The organism is Fibrella aquatica (genome assembly GCF_041321135.1).
Taxonomy (GTDB): Bacteria; Bacteroidota; Bacteroidia; order Cytophagales; family Spirosomataceae; genus Fibrella; species Fibrella aquatica.
Map to the genome: position 1 here is coordinate 100383 of NZ_JBGGWF010000014.1, position 11548 is coordinate 111930.

The 11548-nt window shown below is 52.5% G+C and carries 8 protein-coding genes; all 8 read right to left on the reverse strand.

Going from position 1 to position 11548, the window contains the following annotated elements:
• Positions 1 to 2 precede the first annotated feature (2 nt).
• Positions 3 to 767: a cupin domain-containing protein gene (locus ACAW87_RS22870; RefSeq protein ID WP_370725976.1), complete on the reverse strand. Its 765-nt coding sequence runs from the start codon at positions 765 to 767 to the stop codon at positions 3 to 5.
• 225 nt (positions 768 to 992) lie between these two features.
• Positions 993 to 2495 (reverse strand): glycoside hydrolase family 32 protein, encoded by a 1503-nt coding sequence (locus ACAW87_RS22875; RefSeq protein ID WP_370725977.1) that lies wholly within the window; start codon positions 2493 to 2495, stop codon positions 993 to 995.
• 118 nt (positions 2496 to 2613) lie between these two features.
• The gene (locus ACAW87_RS22880) at positions 2614 to 3507 is read right to left on the reverse strand and encodes a carbohydrate kinase family protein (protein WP_370726017.1); all 894 of its coding nucleotides are present in this window, start codon (positions 3505 to 3507) and stop codon (positions 2614 to 2616) included.
• Positions 3507 to 4832, reverse strand: a complete 1326-nt coding sequence (locus tag ACAW87_RS22885) for a sugar porter family MFS transporter (protein ID WP_370725978.1) — start codon at positions 4830 to 4832, stop codon at positions 3507 to 3509. Before ACAW87_RS22885 ends, ACAW87_RS22880 begins: the two co-directional genes overlap by 1 nt.
• A gap of 357 nt (positions 4833 to 5189) precedes the next feature.
• On the reverse strand, positions 5190 to 7982 hold the full coding sequence (locus tag ACAW87_RS22890; protein WP_370725979.1) for a hybrid sensor histidine kinase/response regulator transcription factor: 2793 nt from the start codon (positions 7980 to 7982) through the stop codon (positions 5190 to 5192).
• Positions 7983 to 8086: 104 nt separating this feature from the next.
• On the reverse strand, positions 8087 to 9025 hold the full coding sequence (locus ACAW87_RS22895; protein ID WP_370725980.1) for a 3-oxoacyl-ACP synthase III family protein: 939 nt from the start codon (positions 9023 to 9025) through the stop codon (positions 8087 to 8089).
• A gap of 226 nt (positions 9026 to 9251) precedes the next feature.
• Positions 9252 to 10370 (reverse strand): glycosyltransferase, encoded by a 1119-nt coding sequence (locus tag ACAW87_RS22900; RefSeq protein WP_370725981.1) that lies wholly within the window; start codon positions 10368 to 10370, stop codon positions 9252 to 9254.
• The gene (locus ACAW87_RS22905) at positions 10367 to 11470 is read right to left on the reverse strand and encodes a hypothetical protein (protein WP_370725982.1); all 1104 of its coding nucleotides are present in this window, start codon (positions 11468 to 11470) and stop codon (positions 10367 to 10369) included. Before ACAW87_RS22905 ends, ACAW87_RS22900 begins: the two co-directional genes overlap by 4 nt.
• Positions 11471 to 11548 lie beyond the last annotated feature (78 nt).

The following is an 11548-nucleotide window of genomic DNA, read 5'->3' on the forward strand; positions in this document are numbered from 1 at the left end:
AATCACTCGAACTGGAAGGCAAAGTAAGTGCAGGGTTTCTGGCCGTTGTTGGTGATGTTATGCGGTACGTTCGATTCTAGGTACGTCAGGTCACCCGTTGTATTAGAAATCAGCTTACCATCGACGCTCGATTCGGCCGAGTTGTTGACCATGATCAGCATTTCGGCGGCGCGGTGCGTATGCGGCGGGTGGCTGTTCAGGCCACTTTTTAAGGTGGTTACATGCATTTCAAACCGTTTGGTCATGGCCGTGGCCCGGTCAAACATCCGCCGCACACCGCCTTTGTCGTGGGGTTGAAAAGGCACTTCTTTCCAGTCGATCATCAGTGAGCCGCCCGCCTTTTGTCCCCGCGCCAGATCAACCGGCTCTTTCGATTCGTAGCGCATTACGTAGTAAGTGGCCGGTACGTTGCCTTTGTTCTCGAAGCCATGTTCATCGCCGGGCATAATCAGGGCAACGCTGTTTGGTCCAAGTGTGGCGGTCTTGCCCGCAATGGTTACCGTCAGTTCACCGTCTTTGATAATGATTAACTCTTCATCATCGTGTTTATGGGCCGGATGCGGTGCCTGATTTGCCGCCAGCGTGGTGGTATGGACTTCCATGTGCTTGAAATCGGTGGCGCTGCCTTCCAGTAATTTACGCTGTTCGGTGCCCGGCTTCTTTACAACGGGGGCGTCTTTCCAGGCGTAAACGGTAGATGTAATCGGCTGGGCCATCAGCGAAACGGCCGGTAGCAGGCAAAGCAAGGCAACGAACAGGCGCGTCATTGTATGGAAGGTTTGGCGTACGTACCTCAAAGCAAGGGCAGGTGATGAATCTAATGGCTAAGCGGGTGCTGTTCAGCATTGCAAATGCTGAACTCAATAACCGCGCGTTTGTAACGCGCATTACAAGGCCTCATCTTTTGTCGGTAGCAAAGCACTGCGCGTTACAAACGCGCGGTTAGCAAGTTCAGCATTGCAAATGCTGAACAGCAATAATTATGCACATCGTTACTTCCCTGCCGCCATCAGCTTAGTGAAGGTCAATTTGGAAACCGAAATGCCCGTTGCTGATTTGATAAACAGCTTGTTCAATGGCTGGTTGGGGAAGAAAATATCCGTCATCACGGTCAGGCCACCATCGGCAAAGAGTTCAACGGAAGCCACATCAATCAACAAGTTAATTGACAGGCTATTATCCGTGGCAAAGCGGGGCGCTGTGTGGCGTTTACCAAAGCCTTTCTCAAAATCCGTCTTCCCCGCCTTCGACCGGTCGATGTAGTAGGAGTTGGTGCTTTTTTCGTAACCGACTACCAGTTCGTCGCCCTGTTCGTTGGCAAGCACAACGCTGAAATCGTTGGCTGCCGGAGCTGTTAGCACGAGTTTAGCCAGTTCTGCTTTACCTGTTTTGGCGGTCAGATCGAAGGTGCCTTTCACAGATACGTTGCTCAGCGTGGTGGTTTTGCCGTTTAGCTTGTCCAACTCTTTTACCGGCGTCGATGTTAGATACAATTCCTTGTCAACTTCCCTCAGACCCAGTTCGCGCGGAACGGTGATGGCGCTGCGCCAGGGGTCGGTAGGTACGTCGCGGGCGTATTGCCAGTTGCTCATCCAGCCCATCAGAATGGTCCGGTTACCGGTGTTCGAGAAGGTAACACCCGCGTAGTTGTCGGTGCCAAAATCCATCCATTTTGTTTGGGTGGAATACGGTTTGAAGGTTTTTCCATCGAAATCACCCACAAAATACTGCGTGGCCGACCCTCCGTTTGGTCCGCCGGGGTTGATGCTGACCAGCAGCACCCAGGCCGTTTTGCCGTTGTGGTTCATCGGCAGTAAATCCGGGCATTCCCACACGCCGCCATGTGCGCCTAGGTCGTTACCAAATTCACTTTCGCGGGTCCAGTTTTTCAGGTTCGGCGACGAATAAAAGGTAATCCGGTCTTTGGTGGCCAGGGTCATGATCCACTTTTTCTGGGGCTCAAACCACCGCACTTTCGGATCGCGGAAGTCGGTAATGCCAGGATTGGGCAGTACCGGGTTACCGTCGTACTTCGTCCAGGTTTTTCCTTCGTTGAGGCTATACGCCAGGCTCTGATACTGAAATTTGCTGGACTTGGCTTTTTCCAGTTTGTCGTTGTGGTGGGTGAAAATGGCCACCAGCGGAGCCTTACCGTTTTTGCCAAAACCACTCGTGTTATTCACGTCGACAACGGCGCTTCCCGAGAAAATCCAGCCGAGGCTATCGGGGTAGAGGGCAATGGGTTGTTCCTGCCAGCTGACCATGTCTTTGCTGGTAGCATGACCCCAGTGCATGGGTCCCCACACGGTAGCGTCGGGGTAATACTGGAAAAACAGGTGATACGTTCCGTTGAGGTACACCATCCCGTTAGGGTCGTTCATCCAGTGTGCCTTAGGCGAAAAATGAAACTGCGGCCGGTGCGGCTCTTTGCCCTGTGCCATCGAATTGATGCTAATTATGGTCAGTAAGCTACTGATAATGAGTATGTTTTTCATAGTGCGTTTTGGGGGTAATGCTGTATCAAAAAAGAAACGTGGACTATAAAAGCCCACGTTCTTACTCTTCCAACTACTGCATCATAGGTTACTAATAAAAAAACAACTGAAGGTTTTGTCAGGCTGTGGTAGCCATCGCGTATTGATCAAGAATAGTTTGTTCCGTGAAAGCAGGCGTTGCACCTTGTTGTGTGGCTACGTAGGCGCCGGCTGCACAGGCAAAGGCCAGTGTCTTTTGCGAGGTTTCGCCTTGCATCGTTTTATGGAGATAAGCCGCCAGAAATGCATCACCACATCCGATGGTATCTTCTACCTCGACGGGGAGCCCTTCCTGCCGGGTAAAACCAGACTCATCCAGAATAATGGCTCCGTCGTCGCCCAGGGTCACACACAGGGCTTCGAGGTTGAACCGGTCGCGCAGCTGCCGCATAGCCCGTTTCAGGTCAAGGTCGTGGCTGAACCAGTCTGACAGTTCCAGAATTTCGTGTTCGTTCAGCTTGGCGATGTCAGCCTGATACAGCAGCTCATCGACCGTGGCGCGGTCATAATGCGGGGCGCGAAGGTTCACGTCGAATACCTTACGAGGGGCTACGTCGAGCAGGGCTCTGAGCGTTTCGTAGGTACGTGAACTACGCGCGGCCAGGCTGCCATAAACGAACAGATCGCTTTGCTGCACCGTCTCCATCATGGCCGACGTGAGCTGAATATAATCCCAGGCAACGGGCTGTACAATGGTGTACGTCACATCGTTACTGTCGGATATATTGGCCTGTGCAACGCCTGTTGGGTACGTATCGCTTACCTGAATCAGATCTGTCGGCATGTTTTTCTGCTTCAGAAATTGCAACAGTTCACGCCCCAGTTCGTCGTCGCCTACGCTACTGATCAGCTGAGCATCCACGCCGAAGTTGCGAAGGTCTGCCGCTACGTTCATGGGTGCACCACCGGGCTGTTTGCTGGCAGGCAGCACGTCCCACAAGATTTCGCCAAAACAGGTTATCTTTTTCATGATTAGTGCGCGAAGACGGTACGTTCAATTTTTTCCAGACTAGTGCCCTTGGTTTCGGGCATAATGCGCAAGACGAAAATCAGTTGCAGCACCATCATGACCGTGAAAAACAGGAAGGTGTTGCCGCCACCCACTTTTTCAGAGAGGTACGGGAATGTAAACGTGATGATGGCTGCCATGATCCAGTGTGTGAAACTGCCCAGCGCCTGACCACTCGCCCTTACTTCGTTCGGAAAAATTTCGGAGATGAACACCCAGATAACGGCCCCTTGCGAGAAACCAAAGAAGGCGATGTAGCCGAACAGCAGGAACGGTACGGTCATGCCACTGAAATCTTCGGTGTAGAACGCCCGTGCCACCAGACCCAGCGTAACGATTAGCCCGACCGAGCCAATTTTCATCAGGGTCCGCCGACCGTAGCGGTCGATCAGGTTCATGGAAATCAGGGTAAAAATCAGGTTGATCAGGCCGATACCCGCCGACGACAGTAGCGACGAGCTTTTGCCGAGGCCTGTCATCTCAAAAATGCGCGGGGCGTAATAAATGATGGCGTTGATACCCGATACCTGATTGAACACGGCAAACAGCACAGCCAGCATCACGGGCGTTTTGTAGTTTCCCGAAAAGAGCCGGGCCGAAGCCGACAACTCCGTATTGCTCCGCTGAATGGCCAGCAGTGTATCTTTCGCCGTGTCGGGATCGATCATGTCCAGAATCTGCCGGGCCTCTTCTACCTGTCCCTTTTTCAGCAGCAACCAGCGCGGGCTTTCCGGAATCTTGAGTACCGTAGCCAGGAAAATCACTGACGGAAGGGCCTGTACACCCAGCATCCAGCGCCAGGGCTCAGTGCCCACATCGGCCAGGAGGTAATTGGAGAGGTAGGCCACCAGAATGCCCAGCACAATATTGAACTGGAACATACCCACCAGCCGACCCCGCGATTTAGGGGGCGAAATTTCGGTGATGTACATAGGCGCGGCCACCGACGAAGCCCCTACGCCCAGCCCGCCCAAAAAGCGGAAAATCAAAAAGATTGACCAGTTAGGAGCGAGCGCGGTACCAAGCGAGGCCAGCAAATACAGCACGGCAATCCAGAACAGCGTTTTCTTGCGACCGATCGACTCAGCCGGGATGCCGCCGGTCATCGAGCCAATCACCGTGCCGATGAGGGCAATGGAAACGGTCAGCCCGTGTTCCCACACGCTCAGTTGCCAAAGCGATTGCAGCGACTGTTCAACGCCGGAAATAACTGCGGTATCGAAACCGAAGAGAAACCCTCCGAGGGCGGCCGTGATCGACCAAAAGAAAATGCGCTGTTTCTGACTCATCTTTGACGGTAAAAACGCTCGAACCGGGCGTTGATTTCTAGTCAAAGCTAGCGCAGGTACATTAGAGAGACTTTCGGTAATCGTTCAATTTCTTTTGATAGAAAAGTATTGTATAAATAGTTGAATTTTAGTGTTTTATGCAATTTCTATAATTGACTGTTTTCTGTTTTTCAACGCGTTTTTCTGATTTTGTTACAGATGTTTATTCGCTTATTGCTGACGCACAGCCAAGGCCATGTATCAGTTACTGCTGGGTTTGTTTGCCAGTCGGCGGTGTCAGCGTCGCGGTAGAGGGTGGCTTCGTAGGTTTTGCCAGCAATCATATTGATCGTTTGGCCATCGTGAGTTAGGTAGCACTCACGCACCACCACTAACAGGCGCTTTGCGGTATTCGGAGGGCGTTTTCTGGGTATGTTGCTTGAAAAACGTGGTGAAATAAGCCGGTGAGTTGAAGCCCGTTTCGTCGGCGATCTCCGACATGGGTTTGTTGGTTTCGCGGAGCAGGTGCTTGGCGCGTTTCAGCCGGATTTCGGTCAGGTAATCCATCACGTTCATGTCGAGCAGGGCCTGTACTTTCCGGTATAGCTGCACCCGCGACAGACCCATATCACGGCTTAATTTCTCGACATTGAAGGCCGGATCGGTCAGGTTTTGCTCGATCAGGGCGGTCAGTTCGTTCAGAAATTTTTTGTCTTGTCGGCTGCCGCCTGTTCCCGATTGGGTCAGGAAATCAGAGGCGTAGCGGCGTTGCCATTTCGCACGGTTGGCCAGGGTAGTACGGATGGTCTCGATCAGGTACATTATGTTGAACGGCTTGGTGATGTAGGCATCGGCCCCCACGCGCGTGCCCTCGATGCGTTCTTCTACCTGTCCTTTGGCCGTGAGCAAAACCACCGGAATATGCGATGTGCGCAGATCTGCTTTTGCCCGTTGGGTGAATTGCAGACCCGATAATCCTGGTAGCGTGATGTCGCTGATAATCAGGTCAGGGATGATTTCCAGGGTACGTTCCCAGCCTTTCTCACCAGAAGCTTCGGCCACGATCTCGAACTCGCTGCCCAGCCGTGTACTCAGAAAAGCGCGCAGGTCGTCATTGTCTTCAATGACCAGCAATGTACCCAGCTGTTTCGTGGATTGCGTCGACTCGTCGGGGCTATCGTCTAAATCCAGATCAACCGGGAGTTGCTGGCGCGAAGGTGATCCCGTCATTTCGTCGGCCGACAGATGGGCATTTCCCAGCGGAAGCAACACCGTGAACGTCGTGCCCTGATCTTTCTTCGACTTCACGCTGAGTTCGCCCTGATGCAGTTGAATAAACTCCATCGACAGGGCCAGCCCCAGCCCTTTCGACAGGTTGAACGGTTTTGTGCCGCTGAAAAACAAATCGAACGCGTGGGTCTGTTCGTCGGGCGTCATGCCTTCGCCGTTATCCTGCACCTGAATCTGCACCTGCTTGTCGAGCACGGTGAGTCGAACGTGAATGAGCCCGCCCACCGGCGTGTATTTGAAGGCGTTGGAGAGTAGGTTGACAATGACTTTATCCAGCTTCTCGCCGTCGAACCAGACCGGAACGGCTTGTTTGGGGGCTATGAACTGAAGATCGATCCGCTGTTTTTTAGCTTTGGGCGAAAAGTCCTGCACAATGTCCTGAATAAAGGCCACCAGATCCTGCTCGGCGGTGTGGAGGCGTTGTTTGCCCGCGTCGGTTTTGCGGAGGTCAAGCATCTGGTCAACCAGCCGAAGCAACCGGTACGCGTTTTTCTGAACAAGCAGCAGGTTGCTTTTCAGGTCGTGCGGGCTTACCGTCTTTTTGGCAAGCAGGTCTTCAGTCGGCGTCAGAATCAGGCTGAGCGGCGTGTTGAACTCGTGGGAGATGTAGGAGTAGAACCGTAGCTTCTCTTCCGTCGCCAGCCGTGCCTGTGCCGATACGGTTTCGATCTTGTCTTTCTGATCCAGAATTTCCTGATTCTGACTTTCCAGCGTCCGGTAGGCGGTTTGTTTCGATCGGTAGAGGTACAGCGCCCAACCGCCGAGCAGCATCACCACCAGCAAACTGGCCAGCGTGAAATATAGCGCATACTGCTGCGAGGTATAAATCGTGTTCAGGTCGTTGATGCGCTGTTGTTGCCGTTCAATATCGACCTGCTGCTCAATGACTTTCTCGTTCTGCACCTTCATGATGCTGACGTTCGAGGAGTCGATGAGCGTGATAGGCAGCTTGTTTTCGCGCTTGAAGGGTTGCTTTTTCAGAATGGCCATCGCCGTTCTGATGGCTTCTTTCCCACCCGTTGGGTACAATACGGTAGCGCTCAGGATGCCCCGGTCAACCAGGTCGATGCCTTCGTTGGGGCCAGGCAACCCGTCGACGCCAATGATTTTTACCTGTTTTTCGAGCCCCAGTTGCTTGCACACGGTATACGCTTTCAGGGCAGTGCGGTCGTTTTGGGCAAAAATGAGGTGTATGGTCGGTGTGGCCGTGAGTAGGGCGCTGAGTTGTGGGGCAAAAGAGCGTTTGTCCCAGTCGCCTGCCAGCTTACTCACCAGCCGAATGCCGGAGCGTTTACTGATAGCCTCTACAAACCCCCGGTGCCGGTCAATATCGGCCGATGAACCCGGCGATTCGCCAATTTCAACCACGTTGCCCGTTCCTTTCAGGAGTTCATTGGCATAGATACCAGCCGTTCGGCCCACCTCCACATTGTCGGCACCCACATAGGCCGTGTACTGGTCGGAGTCAGTTCGACGGTCGAGAATAATGACGGGGATGCCCTGTTGGTACGCTTTTTCGGCGATGGGCGTGATGGGTCGGGCGGCGTTTGGCGACACGATCAGCAGGTCCACTTTCTCATCGATAAGCTGCTGAATCTGCCTGACCTGTTGTTCGCTCTGGCCCCCCGCATCTTTTATGATAAAGGTGACGTCGGAATGAAAGGCCAGTTCCTGATTCATGCCGGCGCGCATGGTTTTGCGCCAATTATCGGCCTCTGTGCGTTGCGAGAAACCGATGCGGTATGTTTTTTCGGGAGTAGTGGTCTGGCAACCGGTTGCAAAGAGATAAATTACGCCTCCGATCAGCCATAATTTTCTGACTGTAAATTCGCTCAGGTACGTAAAGCAATCTTGGGCTAACCCGGCGCGAAGACGATTCATGAACGGGGAACGATGGTTCTTGTATTGTCTAAATATAGTTTTTTATTCGATAAAGCTAAAATAGACAAATACGTAGTGGGGACATACACATGCCCCCAACGTACCTAGACTTCGATCAGCATGGCACCGTAGGAATAACCGCCACCAAAAACGGTTACCACGATGTTTTCGCCTTTTTTAAACGAATCCCAATGTTCGGAGAGGGCGATGGCACAACCGGCACAGCCTGTGTTGCCCAGATACTGAATGTTCGACAGCAGTTTTTCTTCGGGTAAACCCAGCGTTTGCATCACGTTCCGGCTTATACGCAGGTTAGCCTGATGCGGTAATACATAATCGACATCAGCGGCCGTGAGTCCGTAGCGATCCAGAATCTGAAGGCTGGCCTTTGGCATGTAAATGCAGGCATTCTGGAATACGTCGCGGCCGTAAGGCATAATTACGCCTTTCACCAGCGGTTGTAACACTACGGCTTCAACCCCTTTTCCGGCATGAGCGGCACCCCCTGTCAACAGCCCCTTGATGGTGAAATCGCCATCAGCCTGGCGTTCTTTCGTAATCAGCAGAGCAGCGGCACCGTCGCCCCACAGGTGACCTGAAACGGTATCCTGTTCGTTGTAATAGGCGGTGTTATGTTCCGAAACAACTACCAGCGCCCGACTTGCTTTGTTGAGCGCGAAGTACCCTTCAACAATTTCAATGGCATTGAGCAACGACGAACAGGCCGACGATACCGATACGGTTGGAATGTCAGCGATATTGAGGTGATGCTGTACAATATGGGCCAGCGTCACAATGGTATCGTGGGGCGTGTAGGTGGCACCAACGATCAGATCGACGGTTGAGAGGTCGGTTTTCGCCTGGAGACGAGATACGACTTCAATCGACATCGTGTTGGTATTCTCATCGGGGCTGGCCTTGCGGCGCTCACTAATTCCGGTCCGGGTGGTGATCCATTCGTCGGAAAGTCCGTTGAGTTGTGTAAAATGGTCATTGCCTACTATTTGCTCAGGCAAATAGTGACTGACTGAGTGAATAAACATGTGCCGGTTAACTTGGCTTCGAGGAGAACAACTGAAAATATCCCGAAAGTTAAAATCTTCTCAGAAGACGTGGTAGTTATAATAGGTATAATGCAATAATAATTAATAAAAGTACAACAGTTTCGACTGAATGGCCCTACATCGGGGAATGTGAGCCAATTCAGGTTTAGGATTACCCACTGCATTTTATCTGGCCACAAAGCAGGTATTTCCACAAAAGGCCGGGTTATCGAGTCAAGACCTGCTTGTAAAATGCCAGTAGCTTAACGGCTTCGGTAGTCCAATTGTAGTGCAGTATGACGGCTTCGCGGCCCCGTTTTCCCATAGCTTCTGCCTCATCAGGGTGATTGATCAGGTACGTTAACGCAGACGCCACAGCCTCGGCATTATACGGGTCGACGCAAAATCCGCACTGATGGCGTTCAACTACGTCGCGGTAAAGCGGAAAATCGGCAGTAATCACGGGCAACCCCAGCGCCATATATTCAAACAGCTTCGTTGTATACGATTCCGGGTAGTCGCCGATGGGTTTCAGCAGGGCCAATCCGGCAGTGGCCCCTTCAGCATAGGGCAGCGCTGTCTTCTGGTCGGTATATCCGTAAAATTGAAGTTGGGTACGTACCTGCTGATAGTTGATATTCTCTTCCAGTGCTTGCTGTGTAAACGTTTGTCGGCCAAATAGATGTACAAAAAAGTCGATGTGCTTTTCCTTGAGTTGAGCAAACGCCGCAAGCAGGGTGTCAACCGCCCGTTCCATGCTGAGCCAGCCAATGTAGAAAAACGTAGCCGGTTGTTTCAACGATAAATAGGGTCTGCGAAAGGGGTCCAGTAGGGGGAGCGAGGCGTAGTTGTAAATGACCGCCGAGGGTTTTTGCAGGTTGGTATAGGTGGTAAGGTAGCCGTGTTCAGTAAAAACGCAGTAGCAATACCGTCGGGCCATCTGATCCAGGGCGGCAAAGGCTTTCTCGAGCAGCCAGCCTCGGTTTTTGGCTTTCAAATGAAGTTTTTTGAACAGGTTTTCCTGCACTTCGTAAATCAGCCGGGCTCCCCGCAGCCGAAACAGAAACGCGAAAGGAATAAACTCAGGGACATAGAAATGCACTACGTCGGGCCGAATTCGCCAGCATTTCCAGACAATGAGCGGACAGGTGAGCAAGATGCGCCAAATCACTTGCTCGTAGTAAGGAAGGCGAATAAACTGCACCTTGGGAGCCACTATTGGATCGGCATCGGGAATAGCGCACCACACCTGGTAATCTGCCGCCAGTGTCGGACATTGTTTATACACAATGCGTGGATCGTGGGGGCGGTGAGCCGTGGTAACGTGCAGTACTTTAACAGTCATTTAAGGCCAAAAGTACGCAACTCCGTGTCGATCCGGGCATTCCACAGGCCCTGCACAGCCTGATTGATGCCGTGGTTGGTTTCGTCGTCATACTGTTGCTGCCGTAAGCCCAGGGCCCGGTACATCTCAATGTACCGATACTGAATGTTGCTGTTGTAATCATTCAGCGAAAGGCTGTCTGGGTTTATGCGTTTCCTGAAATCTTCCATGGCCAATCGTGCCAGGTCGAAGTGGCGTTGCTCATGGTTCAGGGCGTAGTCGTTATGACCAATCGATTTCACCCACGACTGACTTTTCAACATAAATACCTTCAGTTTGAGCCGTACATTGATTTTGCCGTCGGTTACGTCGCTATTGCCTTCATAGGCAACCCCCGGCATAATCTGGGCGGCGTAGCGGCTACCTGGAGTAGGCGTAGCCCGGAAATCGGCCCAGGTGAGTGGGCGGTCGGGGTCGTAAAAAACGGTGTCGCTGCTGGCGGGGGTCCGGGTAGTCACATTGGTGAAAATAACGTCTATTTTACCGGCGAGTGCAGGTACGTTGTCAGCTTCTTTGTTGATGAAATTGTTCAGGAATCGCAGTCCTTCGTTCACGCTTTGCCGAATCACTTTCTCTACCACCTGCGTTTGGCCTGGTGGCCGCTGATACCGCGCATTTCCCTGATACGTGATAAGCGATAACTGCTCGTCTTCGCGCTTCACATCGAAAGCGAGCGACAGGTTCAGCCGCCCGTTGATCTGCCCTTTCGAGTCAACGGTTTCGGTGAGGTTGCCAACGGTGATACGCAGCACAATGGGGCGAAGCGACCGGTTCTGTTTCAGGCTCCGGGCAATATAGGCGTAAATAGCCGGGGCTGTACCACCCTCAAGGTCAACCGGGGTGGTGGGCTTATCGGGGCGGGTAACCAGGCTGGCAAAAGGTGTGCGCTGAGGCCGTTTGTCCTGTACGCTTTCAATGTAAAAACCGGCCGGTGTAAACGGTAGTTTTTCGGGCTGAAGGGCAATAACGGCATTGTCGGGAGCAGCGGCAGGCCGAGCCCCGATCACGGGTAATAGCAGCGCAAACAGCAGAAAAAACCGGGCGATGGGCAGGATGGGCAAGGCGGAAAATAAATTAGCAGGTTGAATCAATAGTCATGAAATGCGCTACAAACAGCGCTACTGAATAAACGCGAAAAC

Bases quoted from the DNA above. Each gene is read 5' to 3' on its own strand.
- ACAW87_RS22870 (WP_370725976.1), bottom strand. From the start codon at position 767: ATGACGCGCCTGTTCGTTGCCTTGCTTTGCCTGCTACCGGCCGTTTCG.
- ACAW87_RS22875 (WP_370725977.1), bottom strand. From the start codon at position 2,495: ATGAAAAACATACTCATTATCAGTAGCTTACTGACCATAATTAGCATC.
- ACAW87_RS22885 (WP_370725978.1), bottom strand. From the start codon at position 4,832: ATGAGTCAGAAACAGCGCATTTTCTTTTGGTCGATCACGGCCGCCCTC.
- ACAW87_RS22890 (WP_370725979.1), bottom strand. From the start codon at position 7,982: ATGAATCGTCTTCGCGCCGGGTTAGCCCAAGATTGCTTTACGTACCTG.
- ACAW87_RS22895 (WP_370725980.1), bottom strand. From the start codon at position 9,025: ATGTTTATTCACTCAGTCAGTCACTATTTGCCTGAGCAAATAGTAGGC.
- ACAW87_RS22900 (WP_370725981.1), bottom strand. From the start codon at position 10,370: ATGACTGTTAAAGTACTGCACGTTACCACGGCTCACCGCCCCCACGAT.